Annotated in this window: 12 protein-coding genes; 11 read left to right on the top strand and 1 reads right to left on the bottom strand. The window is 48.4% G+C overall.

Annotated elements, in window-relative coordinates:
* Nucleotides 1-138: 138 nt before the first annotated feature.
* The 9 genes from LKD71_RS06460 (at nucleotide 139) to LKD71_RS18675 (ending at nucleotide 12338) form a co-directional block, all read left to right on the top strand.
* Nucleotides 139-1116, top strand: coding sequence for a LacI family DNA-binding transcriptional regulator (locus LKD71_RS06460; protein WP_227614791.1), 978 nt, complete (start codon nucleotides 139-141; stop codon nucleotides 1114-1116).
* 335 nt (nucleotides 1117-1451) lie between these two features.
* The gene (locus LKD71_RS06465; protein WP_178046434.1) at nucleotides 1452-2912 is read left to right on the top strand and encodes an ABC transporter substrate-binding protein; all 1461 of its coding nucleotides are present in this window, start codon (nucleotides 1452-1454) and stop codon (nucleotides 2910-2912) included.
* A gap of 255 nt (nucleotides 2913-3167) precedes the next feature.
* Nucleotides 3168-4064 carry a carbohydrate ABC transporter permease gene (locus LKD71_RS06470; RefSeq protein ID WP_178046433.1) on the top strand — a complete coding sequence of 299 codons (897 nt, stop codon included), beginning with the start codon at nucleotides 3168-3170 and terminating at the stop codon, nucleotides 4062-4064.
* Nucleotides 4064-4909, top strand: a complete 846-nt coding sequence (locus LKD71_RS06475) for a carbohydrate ABC transporter permease (protein ID WP_178046432.1) — start codon at nucleotides 4064-4066, stop codon at nucleotides 4907-4909. The genes LKD71_RS06470 and LKD71_RS06475 overlap by 1 nt, the downstream gene beginning before the upstream one ends.
* Before the next feature lie 73 nt (nucleotides 4910-4982).
* Nucleotides 4983-6665, top strand: coding sequence for an alpha-glucosidase (locus LKD71_RS06480; protein WP_227614792.1), 1683 nt, complete (start codon nucleotides 4983-4985; stop codon nucleotides 6663-6665).
* Nucleotide 6666: 1 nt separating this feature from the next.
* Complete coding sequence (locus LKD71_RS06485) at nucleotides 6667-8934, top strand: glycoside hydrolase family 3 C-terminal domain-containing protein (protein WP_227614793.1); 2268 nt, start codon at nucleotides 6667-6669, stop codon at nucleotides 8932-8934.
* On the top strand, nucleotides 8927-10933 hold the full coding sequence (locus LKD71_RS06490; protein ID WP_227614794.1) for a Sip1-related alpha-galactosidase: 2007 nt from the start codon (nucleotides 8927-8929) through the stop codon (nucleotides 10931-10933). The genes LKD71_RS06485 and LKD71_RS06490 overlap by 8 nt, the downstream gene beginning before the upstream one ends.
* A 151-nt stretch (nucleotides 10934-11084) precedes the next feature.
* A complete protein-coding gene (locus LKD71_RS06495) occupies nucleotides 11085-12110 on the top strand; it encodes a zinc-dependent alcohol dehydrogenase family protein (protein ID WP_227614795.1) in 1026 nt (341 codons plus the stop codon).
* A gap of 24 nt (nucleotides 12111-12134) precedes the next feature.
* Entirely contained in the window at nucleotides 12135-12338 is a 204-nt protein-coding gene (locus LKD71_RS18675; RefSeq protein WP_227614796.1) for a diguanylate cyclase domain-containing protein, read from the top strand.
* Nucleotides 12339-12464: 126 nt separating this feature from the next.
* Here LKD71_RS18675 and LKD71_RS06505 read toward each other — a convergent pair whose 3' ends face one another.
* Nucleotides 12465-12923: a MerR family transcriptional regulator gene (locus tag LKD71_RS06505; RefSeq protein WP_227614797.1), complete on the bottom strand. Its 459-nt coding sequence runs from the start codon at nucleotides 12921-12923 to the stop codon at nucleotides 12465-12467.
* Nucleotides 12924-13679: 756 nt separating this feature from the next.
* On the opposite strand from LKD71_RS06505, the gene LKD71_RS06510 reads away from it, so the two are divergent.
* Both LKD71_RS06510 and LKD71_RS06515 read left to right on the top strand, forming a co-directional pair.
* Nucleotides 13680-14975 (top strand): glutamine synthetase family protein, encoded by a 1296-nt coding sequence (locus tag LKD71_RS06510; protein WP_227614798.1) that lies wholly within the window; start codon nucleotides 13680-13682, stop codon nucleotides 14973-14975.
* Between the two features lie 190 nt (nucleotides 14976-15165).
* Nucleotides 15166-15717 (top strand): ANTAR domain-containing response regulator, encoded by a 552-nt coding sequence (locus tag LKD71_RS06515; RefSeq protein WP_227614799.1) that lies wholly within the window; start codon nucleotides 15166-15168, stop codon nucleotides 15715-15717.
* Nucleotides 15718-15726 lie beyond the last annotated feature (9 nt).

The following is a 15726-nucleotide window of genomic DNA, read 5'->3' on the forward strand; positions in this document are numbered from 1 at the left end:
CCACCGCATCGCCTCGTTCAGTCGCCTTGTCGATGAAAAAACATTCTGCGTTATTTAACTGAAAGTCAATGAGACAGCACACTAGGACGTTTTTTGATCGTTTTCTGATATAGAAAACAACGAAGGAGATTTTACCAGATGAGTACGCTAAAGGATGTTGCAAAGGAGTGCGGGCTGTCGGTGACGACGGTTTCCAGAGCATTGAATAACCGTGGGTATATCAGCAGTGAAGCGCATGAAAAGATTCAGGCTGCCATGAAGAAGCTGAACTATCAGCCGAATGAGATCGCGAGATCTCTGTCAAAGCAGTCATCAAAGAGTATCGGGGTAATCATGCCCTATATCGATCAGCCGTTTTTTTCGAGACTTCTGAATTATCTGGAACTGGAAGCGGATAAAAAGGGCTATATTCTTTATGTATTCTGTTCCAAAGCGTATGCTGCCAAGGAGGAGGAATATCTGGAAATATGCAAGCGCCACAGGGTTGCGGGGATTATCCTCTGTACAGATGCGGTAAACATTGATAAATTCGCAAGTGTCAGCGTACCGATTATTTCTCTGGAGCGGGAAATCTCCTATGCTGCGGAAAGCATTGTCTGTGACAATGAAGCAGGCGGAAAAATGGTAGCGGAACATCTCTACAGGCAGGGCTGCCGGAAGCTTCTGTATTTAAACCCGGGTCACTGGACCGGGATGCAGAGTGACAGCCGTGGAATCAGCTTCAGAAGACAGGGCGAGCAGATGGGAATGCAGGTAAAAGAATACTGTGCGACCTGGGAAGAGCATAAACGTCTGGACTACCATAAAACGATCCTGGAGGTTCTGGAAAAGAATCCGGATGCGGACGGAATTTTCTGCAATGGAGATGCGATGGCTCTTCAGACGATTCAGATCTGCCACAGAAAGGGAATTGATATACCGGGACAAGTTCGGATCGTGGGTTATGACGACGCGCAGCTGGCGGAGCTTTCCTGGCCTCCGCTTACCACCGTCCACCAGCCGATCCGGGAAATGGCGGAAAAGGCCATTGAATCTGTGGACCGCCTCTGCAATGGCAGAAAGATCGCGGCGAAGGTTTTGCTGCCGGTGACTCTGGTCATCAGAGAGACAGCATAAGCAAAAAAAGATATCTGGCTGAGGTTTTCAACCCTGAAAAGTTGAAAACTTCAGCTTTTTTTACCCCAAAACCGGATTTCCAAAGAGAGTGTAAGGCTCAGGCAGTAATTTTATGTGCAATATGCCAGAAAAACGGTGTTTAAAATTATTAAAGTGTACGAAAAATATGTCAACGGGTTGACATACGGCGAATCATATATTATACTCTGTTTCGTAAACAAGGTGTGAGGCGCCCACACCGAAATCGTGAAAATATTCGATCAACCGTGATACGAATGGAACAGGATCTGACCGAATCCCAAGAGATCCGTCAGTCAGGAAAACAGGAGGCAATTATGAAAATGAAGAAATTTGCAGCAATGATGCTGGCAGGAGTTCTGGCTACCACAACCATGGGTATGGGAGTTAGTGCTTCCGATGACGACTATGATTTTTACTTTTTCAATATCAAAGGTGAAGATGCAGATGCCATGCAGGCAGCAGTAGATGCCTACAAAGAGGAAACCGGAGTAACCATAAAACTGTTTACTCTTGGTTCCGGTACTGACAGTTCCGAGGCTTTAAGAGCAGATCTTCAGTCCGATCATATGCCGGCAATCTTCGGTGTACAGGATGCACAGAAGCTCGTTGAGTATCAGGAGGGCGGATATGCAATGCCTCTCAGCGATGCTACCAACGAGGAGTTCAAAGCTCTTGCAGATGCTATCCCGGAGAACTTCTATCTGACCAGAGACGGTGAGACAAACTACGGCGTACCCCTTAACATCGAGGGATATGGCTACATTGTAGATACCAGAGTAATCGGCGCTATGTTCGGTGAGGACAATACCGATGCATTTATCGAAGCTTACAAGACTGCTTCTTATGCAGAGTTTGAGGCAATGATCAATGCAATGCAGCAGTACATCACCGATGGAACCGCAGATGACATCACCTTAAGCGGAAGCACCTTCTCCTTTGCAGAGAAAAACGATATCACCTCCAAACTGAAAGGTGTCATTGCAGTAGCTGGTTCTGAGAAATGGACCTACGGCGACCACCTGGTAAACGTAGCAGTAGACGGCGTTTTCTCTGACTCCGTTGCAGCAGCAGAAGCAACCACCGAGCAGCTGGAAGCTGGAAAACCGGTTTGGGAAGCATATGCAAAACTTCTTGACCTCCTGACCTCTCATGCACAGACCGAAAGAGGACCGGAGCTCATCAACCAGACAACCAACGGTTATGATCAGGCAGTAGCAAGCTTCGCAAATGGCGAGACCGTATTTATCAAACAGGGTAACTGGTGCTACACCAATATTACCAACGCAAACGCAGATATCGCTGATTACATGACCTTCCTGCCGATCAAACTGGATGTTACCGATGAGGATCTTACCTCTGGTATCACTGCAGAGCAGATGAACACCTCCATCCCGGTATTCGTACCTCAGTACTACTGCATCAACGCAAAATGCAGCGATGAAGAAAAAGAAGCAGCAGAGAAATTCCTGGTATGGCTGAACACCTCTGAGACCGGTCTGAAATATGTCATCGAAGAGTGCGCCTTCATCCCGTACAATGCAGATCCGGATGTTACCAGCGCTGGATACAGCCTGGGCGACAGCATTCTTTCCTATGTAAAAGAGGGCAAGACCATCACCAATGCATACGCAGGTATGCCGGCTAGCTACGCTACATATACTTTAGGTGCTCATCTCCTTGAGAACTATGTAAACACCGCTGAGTGGCCGGAAACCGCTTACTCCGATATCGCTGATTTCATCGTAAGCAGCTGGAGCGAAGCAGCAGGTTTATAATTTTTGTAACTGTTCAGAGCCAAGCAGATTTTCGTGCAAAAGTGTGAGGCATGCTTGCATGAATGAACACTTTTACATGAAAATCTATTTGGCGGATACGTCAAACCGACGAAATGCGTAGCATTTTGAAGGTGGCTCTGAATAGTTATTAATTTTTAAAGAAAAAAGATTGATCCATAGAGGGTGTGTGGAATACCGCACACCCTCTATATGAATCCGAAGAAACGCTGCCAGTGCAGCAGAATGGTGGTAAGTATGGATAAATATTATCGTAAGCGGCTGGTACCGCTTTTACTTCCGGCTATGATCCTGTTTATCATGGTAATTCTGATCCCCTTTGGAATTGGCGTAATCTATTCTTTCTGCGGGTGGAGAGGAACTTACTTTGCCGGAGGAGATCATTTCTATGATGCTTTTGTAGGATTTCAGAACTATATCAAAGTGTTTAAATCTTCCAAATTCAGAGATTCCTTTGTATATACACTGGAGTTTACCGTAATTGCTGTGATTGCATTGAATATTGTTTCTCTGATCATGGCACTGCTGGCAACATCCGTTCATAAGGGAGCCGGTGCTTATCGTACTATTTACTTTATGCCGAACCTTCTTGGCGGCTTGGCTCTTGGTTATATCTGGCAGTTCATTTTTGAGATCGTTTTCTCTCAGCTGATTTTCAACAAAGATGGAATCATCAACATTCCGTTTTTCTGCAACATGCTTCAGGACCGTTACAAAGCAATGATTGCGCTGGCTATTCTCGTTACCTGGCAGATGGCCGGATACATGATGCTGATTTATACGACAGGTCTGAACAACATTCCGACCGATCTCTCCGAGGCGGCTGCTATCGACGGTGCAAACGTATTCCAGAGATTCCGTTATATCACGATCCCGATGCTGATGCCGTCCTTCACCATCGTATTTTTCCTGACTCTGTCCAAATGCTTCATGTTGCTGGACCCCAACGTAGCCCTGACAGATGGTAACTTCAATACCCGTCTTCTGGCTATGCAGATCTTAAGAACCACGAAAGATACCAACCCGCCGGATTACGGTCTGGCTCAGGCCCAGGCAGTTATTTTCTTCCTGCTGATCGCGGCTGTTACCCTGACTCAGGTAGTAGTTACCAAAAAGAAGGAGGTTGAGATGTAATGTCAATGAAAAACAGACATGTACTGGGAGAAGCAGTACGTCACCTTATTCTGATCATTCTGGCTCTTTACACACTGGCTCCTTTGTTGTTCCTGTTTGTAAATGCGTTTAAGTCAAACAATGAAATCATTGCTTCGCCGGTAGCGCTTCCGGAACACTGGACTCTCCAGTATATCAAGACAGCAATGGAAGCAATCAACTTTGGAAAAGCTCTGGGACTGACCTTTATTATTACTTTTTTCTCCATCCTGCTTCTGGTAATCGTTTCCTCGTTTGCCGCATGGGCAATGGTGAGAAGTAAAACCATCCTTTCCAACATCGTGTTCCTCTGCTTTACCGCAGCTATGCTGGTACCGTTCCAGTCTCTGATGTACCCGCTCCTGAGCGTGTTTGAAAAAATGGGACTGAAAAACGTACAGGGACTGATCCTCATGTACGGCGGTTTCGGACTGAGCATGTCCGTCTTCCTGTATCATGGCTTTATCAAGAGCGTACCTGCCTCTCTGGAAGAAGCGGCAGTGCTGGATGGAGCAAACCTGTTTCAGATGTTCTTCAAGGTCGTATTCCCGCTGTTAAAGGGAACCACCGTTACCGTGATCGTATTAAATGGTATGTGGATCTGGAATGACTACCTTCTTCCTTTCCTTGTAATCGGAAACAAGACAGGATCCAAGACACTGACGCTGGAGCTTTATTTCGCAAAGCTGACTTCCGGACAGTACGGAAACCCGTGGGAGTTAATTTTCCCGGCTGTATTTGTTACAATCATACCGATTATTATCTTGTACATTTTCCTTCAGAAATACATTGTTGCTGGTGTATCTGAGGGTGCTGTGAAGATGTAAACCTGAGGTGGTGATCAGATTTTTCTGATCACCACTACATGTATAAGGGCATAAGAAGGAAAGGAACGTAAAAATGAAGCAAGACTTAAAGTGGTGGCAGAAATCGATCGCCTATCAGGTGTATCCAAAAAGTTTTTATGATTCCAATGGAGATGGAATAGGAGATTTAAGAGGGATTATCCAGAAGCTGGACTACATTCAGGAACTGGGAACGGATCTTCTGTATCTGAATCCGATATGCAAATCTCCGATGAAAGATAATGGATATGATGTATCCGATTATTATGAGATTGATCCGATGTTTGGAACGACGGAGGATATGAAGGAGCTCATTCATGAGGCGGACAAACGGGGCATCCATGTGATTATGGATATGGTTTTAAATCACTGTTCGGATCAGCATGAGTGGTTTCAGCAGGTTTTGAAGGATCCCGAGGGCGAATACGCGGATTATTTTTTCCTGAGAAAAGGAGAAGGCGAAAATCCGCCGAATAACTGGCGCTCCATCTTCGGGGGAAGTGCCTGGGAAAAGATTCCGGGAAGCGAATACTATTATCTTCATCTTTTTACAAAAGAACAGGTGGATCTGAACTGGGACAATCCCCGGCTCAGAGAAAAAATGTACCGCATGATGAACTACTGGCTGGATCTGGGAGTCAGCGGTTTCCGGCTGGATGCGATTACATATATGAAGAAAAAAGAAGGGCTGCCCTCTTTTCCGGCAGACGGACCGGACGGTCTGGTTTCTGTGAAACACGGAACCCTGAATCAGCCGGGACTGGAAGCTTTTCTGAAAGAGATGAAAGAAAAGACTTATGGAAAAGGTGATTATTTTGTCATCGGCGAGATGGAAGATGCGGACGTTCACTCCATGCAGAATTTTATATCTCTGAAAAATGGGTACTTTTCCTGCATTTTTGAAGTATCCCATTTAAGCCTCGGAAGAAAAGCGCCGAACTACTTCTGGTTCGAGGAAGAAGAGTGGGACCCGGATGAACTGCGGGACCAGCTTTTAAATTCCCAGACGGTGCTCTGCCCGGATATGTGGATCGCTACGTTTCTGGAATGCCATGATATACCCAGAGCGGCGGACCGGCTTCTGAGAGAGGAAGGGAAAAATTTCTACGGTTTTTCCATGCTGGGAATGATGTATATCTATCTCTGGGGAACTCCGTTTATTTATCAGGGTCAGGAGCTGGGAATGCGAAATTTTGCCTTTCCTGAGCTGAAAGATTACGATGACTGCTCCACGCATAATCAGTATGAACTTGCAAGAGAGTATGGCTTCACGAAAGCGGAGGCCTTAAAGATCGCGCAGAAGGGAAGCCGGGACAATGCGAGATACCCGATGCCCTGGAACAGCGGAAAAAATGGCGGTTTCACCGAGGGAACGCCCTGGCTTCCGGTCAATCCGGACCATAAAGAAATCAATGTGGAAAAAGAAAGAGAAGACAAAAATTCTCTCCTTTCTTTCTATAAAAAAATGGTTGCGCTGAAACGAAGCGAAGAATACAGTGAGGTGCTGGCGACAGGAAAAATCACCCCTTTTCAGAGAGAGCAAAAGGGCATTTTTGCCTATACGCGAAGCAATGACTCTCAGAGTCTTCGTGTCATCTGTAATAATCAGAACGAGAGCTGCCGGATCGAGCTTCCGAAGGCTTTCAGGGTTTTGCTGAATAATCACAGCTGCCTGGAAAAGAAGGAAAAAACGATAGAACTTCTGCCCTATCAGGCAGTATTGCTGGAGGATTTGTAATATGGGACAAAGTGTAGATGAATTATTAAAAGAACTGACGCTGGAGGAAAAATGCTCTCTGCTGTCCGGCGAGACCTTCAACGACTCTCAGAGCGTTCCAAGACTTGGAATTGAAAAAATGCTGATGACTGACGGCCCTCACGGACTGAGAAAACAGAGTGATAAACCGGATCATCTGGGAATGAATGTGAGCGTACCTGCCACCTGCTTCCCGCCGGCCTGCGCTCTGGGTTCTTCCTGGAACCGGGAAATCGTCTATAAAATGGGAGAGGCCCTGGCTTCCGAGTGCCGGGCAGAGAATGTTGCAGTAATTCTCGGACCGGGCAATAATATCAAGCGTTCTCCCCTCTGCGGAAGAAACTTTGAGTATTTTTCAGAGGACCCCTATCTGGCCTCCAACCTGGCAGCACAGCATATCAAAGGCGTGCAGAGTAAGGGCGTGGGAGCATCCCTGAAACATTTTGCCGTAAACAACCAGGAGACCAAGCGACTGACTCTGAACGCGACCGTTGACGAGAGAACGCTGCGGGAGATTTACCTCACCAGCTTCGAGACCGCGGTGAAAGAAGGAAAACCCTGGACTGTTATGTGCGCTTATAACCGCCTGAACGGAGAGTTTGGTTCCGAGAACAAATATCTGCTGAACGATATTCTCCGGGAGGAATGGGGCTATGACGGCCTGGTTGTCACAGACTGGGGCGCAGCAAATGACAGAGTAAAAGGACTGATTGCCGGACAGGATCTGGAGATGCCCTCCTCAGGTACGGTCAATGACAGCAAGGTGGAAGCTGCCGTGAAAGACGGTAGCCTTCCAGTGGAATATGTAGACAGAGCAGTAAGACGCCTTCTGGAGCTGCGGGAAAAACTCCATGCAGCAGGAGAGGCAGAGCCGGTTTCCTATGAGAAAAATCATCGGATTGCCGAGGAGATTGCCGAGGAATGCATCGTTCTATTGAAAAATGAAGATAAGGTTCTTCCTTTAAAAGCGGAGGACAAGGTAGTCGTCATCGGTGAATTTGCGGAGAAACCGCGGTTTCAGGGAGGCGGAAGCTCTCATATCAATACCACCTTCCTAAATAAGCCGCTGGAAGAGCTGAAAAAGCTGGGAAATGTGGAGTATGTCAAAGGCTTTGCCTGCGCGGCGGAGGAGTGCGATGCGAACCTGCTCGCTGAAGCTGTTGAGGCAGCTTCCAGAGCGGACAAGGTCGTTATCTGTGCCGGCCTTCCGGAAGTCTATGAGACGGAAGGAATGGACCGTGAGCATCTGAACATTCCGGGAGCCCAGATCCGGCTGATCGAAGAAGTGGCGAAACATAACAAAAATATCATCGTGGTTCTGAGCAACGGAGCCCCTGTGGTAATGCCCTTTGAGCCCCAGGCAAAAGCCATTGTCGAGGGTTATCTTCTGGGACAGGCAGGAGCCGAGGCCCTTGCAAAGGTGCTCTATGGAAAGACCAATCCCAGCGGTAAACTGGCAGAGACCTTCCCACAGCGACTGGAAGATACTCCCTGCTTTTTAAATTTCCCGGGTGAGGGCTATCATGTGGAATACCGGGAAGGAATCTTCGTCGGTTACCGCTACTATGATACCTGCAAGGTGAAACCGCTGTTCTGCTTTGGCCATGGTCTCAGCTATACGAATTTCTCCTACGAGGAGATTACTGTAGACCGGGAGAGCATGACAGATCAGGAAAAAGCAACGGTGAGAGTGAAAGTGAAAAATACGGGAGCGGTTGCCGGAAAAGAGGTTGTCGAGCTCTATATCCATGACTGCCAGACCGATATCGTCCGCCCCTATAAGGAGCTGAAAGGTTTCCAGAAGCTTTCTCTGGAGCCGGGCGAGGAGAAGGAAGCTGTTTTTGAACTGGATAAAAGAAGCTTCGCTTATTACGATGTGGAAGCGAAGGATTTCCTGGTTCAGAGCGGACGCTTTGAGATCCTGGTGGGAGCTTCCAGCGAGGATATCCGCCTGAAGGCTGCCATCGAGGTGACTTCCACAGCGATTGTCAAAAAGCATTTTTACAGAAATTCCACCTTCGGGGAGATCTATTACTATGAACCGACTAGAGAGATTGCCCGTGAGATGATGGATTATTTTGAGAGAGAGTCCGGGATTGATTTCAGCCTGGGAGACCGGCCGGCGGATTTCGCTTTCCGCGTGATCTGCGATTTCCCGCTGAAAACACTGGTGACTTTCACAAAAGGAAGATTTTCCGAACAGCAGCTGACTGAGCTTCTGGAAAAACTGAACGGGGTGAGCCATGAATAAGTACTTTGAAATCTGTGAGAAAAAAGTAAGGCTGCGGGATGGAAGTGTCTATTCCGTAACCGGTAAACCAGAAGCATATGCGGTTTCTCCGAAGATTTCCGAGCAGGACGAGCTGACGGCAGTCTGCATCGATGCGGAAATTCAGACCCAGGCGCCGGCCTTTGGCTACCAGAAGGCCTTTGCAGACAGAAACGGAGTGGAGATCGATCTTAAGCTTTCCGAAGGTTATCCCTTTGTTTCCATTTATCAGCATAAGGAATGGTGGATTCGTCCCGCTTTCGGCACTGTTTTTTCGGAAATTCCGGAGCAGAGCCAGCTGGTCATTTTCAAAAGACCGGAGGATTATCTGGTATTTTTAGCTGTCAGCGGGAAGGAGAACCGGGCGGATCTCGTTGGCTGGGAAAAAGGTCTTCGGCTGACACTCTCTTCCAACTGTGCCGGAAAGCGGAAAATGCAGGATGTGGCCCTGATCTGCGGAGCGGGCAAGGACCCTTATGCAGTGACGGAAGAGGCTGTAAAATGGGCCCTGAAGCTCTCCGGAAAGAACTTAAAGCTTCGCAGAGAGAAGGAATTTCCGGAAATCCTCAGAAAACTGGGCTGGTGTTCCTGGGATTCTCTTGGTCAGAGCGTAAATATGGATGCCGTCGTTGATAAGGTGAAAGAGCTGAAAGAAAAGGAAGTGCCCGTTCAGTGGGTGCTGATCGATGACGGCTGGTCCGATTCCGAAGGTCAGATGCTGAAAAGCTTTGAGGCGGACCCGGTAAAGTTTCCGGGAGGCATTAAAGAGACGGTCAGCATGCTGAAAGAAGCCTACAAGATGAAATATGTCGGCGTATGGCAGGCCATAAAGGGATACTGGAATGGAATCCTTCCGGGATCTCAGGCAGAGAAAGAGAATGCGGCTTTTCTTACAACCTATCCCAATGGAGAGATCACGGTAAAGCCGCAGGCAGACGCGGTCTTCGGTTTCTGGAACCAGTGGCATGCTTTTCTCGAAAATGCGGGCGTGGACTTTATCAAGGTGGACAGCCAGAGTTCTTTTTCCATTATGACCCAGGGTACCGTCTCTTACGGAGAGGCGGCAAAAGCGGTTCATACGGGACTGGAAGCCTCTGCAGATCTGCATTTTAACGGAAATCTTATCAACTGTATGGGAATGGCGCCGGAGGATATCTGGAACCGGCAGAGCGCGGCGCTCTCAAGAAACAGCGATGACTATACGCCGATGGTGCCCGGAAGCTTTATGGAGCATGCGCTGCAGAACGCCTATGATTCCGTTTATCACGGCTGTTTCTACTGGGGAGACTGGGATATGGTCTGGTCGAAGCATGAGGATGTGGAGCAGAGCATCCTTCTCCGCGTGATCAGCGGCGGCCCGCTGTATATCAGCGACGGCCTCGGAAAAACAGATCCGGAAAAGCTCTGGCCTGTGATTTTTAACGATGGTACGATCATTCGCTGCCAGGATGTGGGAAGACCGACCCTGGACTGCCTGACTGCCGGAAATGTCATGAAAGAGAAGCCTTTGAAAATTTACAATAAATATGGAGATCATATTTATGTTGCGGCCTTCCTTGACCGCTCTTCCCTAAAAGCCGTCAAGGATGAGATTCTCTTAAAAGACCTTCCGGGAACGGAGAACGGAAAAGAATGGTATGTTTACGACCATAAGAAAAAGGCAGTCGATAAATATGATGGTTTTACCTATGAGATCAAGCCGGGTGAGGCAAATCTGTATCAGCTGATTCCTGCCACTGGAAAATTCACGATGGTAGGCCTGATCAACAAATACATTTCCAACGGAGCCGCAGAGGAAAAACGGGTCGGAGACGACATCTGCATCTGGGAAATGAAGGCCGATGGAGATTTCCGGTTTATCGCAGAAGAAGACGGAGTGAAGGTGACGAGCAGCACAGGCAAAGTGAACCTTATACGGGAAGGAAAACTCTGCACGGTGAAAAACGTGAAAGCCGGAGAGGTTCTTGTGTGTAGAAAATAAAGTGTTGATTTTTGCAAACAAAGGCTATCCTCTATATCAGTAGGGAATAGCCTTTTTGCATGGAAAATTTCCAACTGGACAAAACCAAAAACAAAGAATATACTGAACGTATCTACAGTTAAAACACCTATTTTTTCGAGAGGGATAATAAATGAAAAGTGCAGTATTTTACGGGAAGCATGATCTGAGAGTGGAAGAGCATGAGATGCCGAAAGTCGGACCGAAAGATGTTCTGATCCAGGTGAAGGCCTGCGGTGTGTGTGGAACAGATGTCCATATTTATGAAGGGGACAAGGGAGCAGCGGAGGTGACGCCGCCGACGATTCTGGGACATGAGTTTTCAGGTGTAATCGCAGAGGTTGGTTCTGAGGTGACAAATTATAAGGCAGGAGATCGTGTCTGCATCGATCCGAACTGCTACTGCGGAGCCTGTGAGCCCTGTAGAAACGGCGTGGTGCATTACTGTGAGCATATGATCGGTTATGGCACAACGGTAAACGGCGGTTTTGCGGAGTATTGCGCGGTGAATGAGCGTCAGGTTTACAAGCTGGGTGACAACACTTCCTTTGAGCAGGGAGCTATGACGGAGCCTGTTGCCTGCTGTCTTCATGGTATGGATATGTGTGAAATCCGCCCGGGCCATCAGGTGGTGGTGATCGGCGGAGGCATGATCGGCCTTTTGATGCTCCAGCTGTCGAGGCTGGCAGGAGCCGCAAAGGTAGCCCTTCTGGAGCCGGTGGAGAGCAAACGCGAGGTCGGAAAGAAGCTCGGTGCTGATATCTGCATCGATCCGATACACGAGGATGTGAAAGCCCGTCTGAAAGAGGAAGGCATGACCTGGGTCAACACGGTTATCGAGTGCGTCGGCCGCCCGTCTACCATTGAGCAGGCCATCGACATTGCGGGAAATAAGGCGGTTGTCATGATGTTTGGCCTTACCAAACCGGACGAGACCATTTCCGTGAAACCTTTTGAAATCTTCAGGAAAGAGCTGGTGCTGAAGGCTTCCTATATTAACCCCTATACCCAGAAGAGAGCGCTGGATCTGATCGATTCCGGCCGCCTGGACGTGAGCAGCATGGTATACGAGGTGGCAGACCTTGACGAGCTGGCAGATATCTTAAGCAATCCGGAACTTCGCGCCAAAGGCAAATATATCATTTCACCGGAAAAATAAAACGAAGTTGCTTCTCATCGGGGCGTGCATTCTGAGGCCGACAGAGTCAACGATTCTGGGAGCTGTTTTTCCGGTGCGCTTCCTTCTATTGATAACCTGACCTGCAGCATCGGCGGCTGCCGCTTTGCGTACGGACAGAATATCGAGGATGTATACGCGAAGGCCGATCAGCTTCTTTACGAAGCCAAGAAAAAAGGCCGGAACTGTTATGTATTGGGAAAATTGTAAGAAAGAAGCCCTTTCGGAGCTGGTTGATAGTGCTCCGTGAGGGCTTTTTGCTGTGGTAACAGGGAAAATGCACGCACTTGTGCGAGTGTATTTGACAACTGCTAAGCAGGGCGGGCTTTTCTCCGTTTAGTTACACTCGGGTTTGCAGTGAAGTTCCTCGCGGATTTTCTGAAATTCTTCCGGGATCTCTTCTGCTTCCATGCACTGGGGAACGAGAGTGGTCCCGGCTTTTTTTGCGGTCTCATAGAACCAGCATTTGAAATTCAGAACGTCCATGGTGTGCTGAAGCTCCGCCATCTGGGCTTCCAGATTTTTTCTCTGCTTCTCGAAAAGGGCCAGGCGTTCGTCGATGGTGTCGTCGCCCTGCATGGCCAGGTTGATGTATTCCCGGATATCCTTTAAGGACATGCCGGCCTTTTTCAGGCAGCTGATGACCTTCAGCCATTCGTAATCCTTCTCCTGAAACATGCGGATGCCGCCGGAAGAACGCTCCACGAAGGGAAGAAGCCCTTCCTTGTCATAATATCGGAGCGTGGACCCGGGGATGTTCAGAAGCTTTGCCATTTCACCTACGGTGTACATCATTGAAATATCTCCTCCTAAAATGTGAAACTCCCCTCCTGGAGTGGAAGCCAGGTTTAAGATGTTATAGTATGTAAAATAGTATAACTTTATTTAAAGATTATGTCAAATTTTTGCAGGGGGCTTTGAAAAGCCACAGAGAAATAGCAGGGGGAAAACCATCGGAGTTGCGCTAGTCCTGGTTTTCCCCCTGCACCCCCTTTCCAGGGCACGCTAGAAAATAGGGTGCTTACGTCATACTGCTACTGCGTGAAATGAATATTGCAAAGGGGCGGCTCGGAGTCGCGAGCCCGCCGCCCCTCTGCACACCCCACTGGGCCCGCTTTAGAAAATAAGAGGCTTACGTCATACTGCTACGCAGTGATGATATAGTGTTTAGTGTCTCATATTGAGAGCTTGAATTGTAAGATTTCAATATGAACCATCGAATACCATATTATCGCTGCGTAGCAGTATGACGTAAGCCCCATATTTTTTATGTTTTTATATCCAGTAACACCCGTCATTTCACGCAGTTTTTGTCTGACGTAAGCCCCCTATTTCCTAAGCGGGCCCGCAGGGAGGAGTGCAGAGGAGGGCGGCGGGCTCGCGACTCCGAGCCGCCCTCCTTTGCATAACATTCCCCTTGACAAAAAAAATCCCCATTGCTATAATACAAAACTATAGAACAAGGGCGTTCTTACCTCACTAAAATGAGTGGGTAAGTTCGCCCTTTTGTCGTATTACCAGACAGTTGGTTTTAGGAAAAGGAGATTTGATATGGAACAATACAGCAGGGAGGAGATTCTGAATATTGTGGAGGAAGAGGATGTGGAATTTATCCGACTCCAGTTTACCGATATGTTCGGCACGATGAAGAATATCGCCATTCCGGCGGGAAAGCTTCCGAAGGCCATGGATGACCGGTGTATCATTGACGCTTCTTCGATAGAGGGCTTTATCCGGACGGAAGAATCAGAGATGTATCTCCGCCCTGATTTGGCCACATTCAGTATTCTGCCCTGGCGGCCTCAGCAGGGAAAGGTTGCGAGACTGATCTGCGATCTGATACGCACGGACGGAACTCCCTACGAGGGAAGCCCCAGATACCTCCTCAAAGAGGTTCTGAAAAAGGCGGAAAGCCTGGGTTATACGCTGAAAGTGAATACCGAATGTGAATTTTTCCTGTTTCACACAGACGATAACGGCATCCCCACCACCATCACCCACGAGCGGGCAGGCTATCTTGATCTAAGTCCGGTGGATCTGGGGGAAAATGCCCGGCGGGATATCGTGCTGACGCTGGAAGAGATGGGCTACGAGGTGGAGTCCTCGAGACATCAGATCGCTCCCGGCCAGCATGAAGTAGAATTTTGTATGGATGACGCGCTGGAAACCGCGGACAAGATCATGACGGTGAAAACAGCGATCCGGACCATCGCGAAACGCCACGGACTTCACGCGACCTTCATGCCGAAGCCCAAGGCAGGCGTGGACGGTTCCGGCATGCACATCCACCTGTCCCTTTTCAAGGATGGAAAAAATGTATTTTACGATCCGGATTCTGAGGACGGCTTAAGCAGTGATGCCTATGCGTTCCTCGCCGGTATTCTGAAACATATCAAAGGAATGACAGCTTTCTGCAATCCCCTGGTAAATTCCTACAAGCGGCTGACCACCGGATTTGAGGCGCCGTCTCAGATCTACTGGTCCAAATCCGAACGGGCTTCTCTTGTAAAAATCCCCTTCCAGAGAGGTCAGGAAACCAGAATCGAGCTCAGAAGTCCTGACGGAGCAGCAAATCCCTATGTGGTCTTTGCCCTGTGCCTGGCAGCGGGACTGGAAGGCACCGAGGAGCAGATGAAACCGCAGAAAGAAGGCAGGACAGAAGAGACAGAGCTGCTTCCCACGAATCTAAGCGAGGCCCTGAAGGCCATGAAAGAGGATCCTCTGATGGAGGAGATCCTGGGCCGGAGATTTTTAAAGATCTACAATCAGGCCAAGGAAAAAGAATGGATGAGTTACATGGAGCAGATCTCCATGTGGGAGCTGGAGCAGTACCTGTATAAAATTTAGTAACAGTTCAGAGTATCAGCAAAATAAAAAATCAGTCTCAGACAGAAGCTGCGAAAGCAGCGAGAGCGCGTGTAATGCGCGGGGTGCTGAGTCCCGGTGGGACTCGTTTAGCACCGACCGAAGCAGAGCGTAGACCTGTGGCCTGTTAATCTGAACGTTCGGGAGAGAAAAGAGAAAGGGCGAAAAGGTCATGAGCATCATCATTGTAGTTATGCCGAAAGTTGAAGATGCCAAGAAGATCCGCAGAATCCTGGTAAACCACGGATTTACGGATACCATTTTCTGCCCCACTGGCGCGGGAGCGCTCATGGAAATCAACAAATACACATCGGGGCTGGTGGTCAGCGGCTACCGCCTTTCGGATATGTACTACAGAGAGCTTTTCGAGAATCTTCCGAAATATTTTGATATCCTGCTGATCGGTTCCGCATCGGCAGTGAGTGATAATCCCTCGGGGCTTATGTCCCTGACCACACCGCTGAAAGTTTTTGACCTGGTCAACACCGTGGAAATGATGATCCGCCAGATTGACCGCCGATTGAAACAGGATAAAAGAAAATCGAAAAAAAGGAGCGAGCGGGAGGAAAATTATATCCACAACGCGAAACGCCTTTTGATGGACCGAAACAATTTAAGTGAGGAAGAGGCCCATCGCTATATACAAAAATGTAGCATGGACAATGCCACCAACATGGTGGAGACAGCACAGATGATATTGATGCTGATTTATGACGAGTGCTAGGAGAAGAAA

This window comes from Fusicatenibacter faecihominis (genome assembly GCF_020686945.1).
GTDB lineage: Bacteria > Bacillota > Clostridia > Lachnospirales > Lachnospiraceae > Limivivens > Limivivens faecihominis.

Bases quoted from the DNA above. Each gene is read 5' to 3' on its own strand.
- LKD71_RS06480 (WP_227614792.1), top strand. From the start codon at position 4,983: ATGAAGCAAGACTTAAAGTGGTGGCAGAAATCGATCGCCTATCAGGTG.
- LKD71_RS06490 (WP_227614794.1), top strand. From the start codon at position 8,927: ATGAATAAGTACTTTGAAATCTGTGAGAAAAAAGTAAGGCTGCGGGAT.
- LKD71_RS06495 (WP_227614795.1), top strand. From the start codon at position 11,085: ATGAAAAGTGCAGTATTTTACGGGAAGCATGATCTGAGAGTGGAAGAG.
- LKD71_RS06510 (WP_227614798.1), top strand. From the start codon at position 13,680: ATGGAACAATACAGCAGGGAGGAGATTCTGAATATTGTGGAGGAAGAG.
- LKD71_RS06485 (WP_227614793.1), top strand. From the start codon at position 6,667: ATGGGACAAAGTGTAGATGAATTATTAAAAGAACTGACGCTGGAGGAA.
- LKD71_RS06465 (WP_178046434.1), top strand. From the start codon at position 1,452: ATGAAAATGAAGAAATTTGCAGCAATGATGCTGGCAGGAGTTCTGGCT.
- LKD71_RS06460 (WP_227614791.1), top strand. From the start codon at position 139: ATGAGTACGCTAAAGGATGTTGCAAAGGAGTGCGGGCTGTCGGTGACG.
- LKD71_RS06470 (WP_178046433.1), top strand. From the start codon at position 3,168: ATGGATAAATATTATCGTAAGCGGCTGGTACCGCTTTTACTTCCGGCT.
- LKD71_RS06475 (WP_178046432.1), top strand. From the start codon at position 4,064: ATGTCAATGAAAAACAGACATGTACTGGGAGAAGCAGTACGTCACCTT.
- LKD71_RS06515 (WP_227614799.1), top strand. From the start codon at position 15,166: ATGAGCATCATCATTGTAGTTATGCCGAAAGTTGAAGATGCCAAGAAG.
- LKD71_RS06505 (WP_227614797.1), bottom strand. From the start codon at position 12,923: ATGATGTACACCGTAGGTGAAATGGCAAAGCTTCTGAACATCCCCGGG.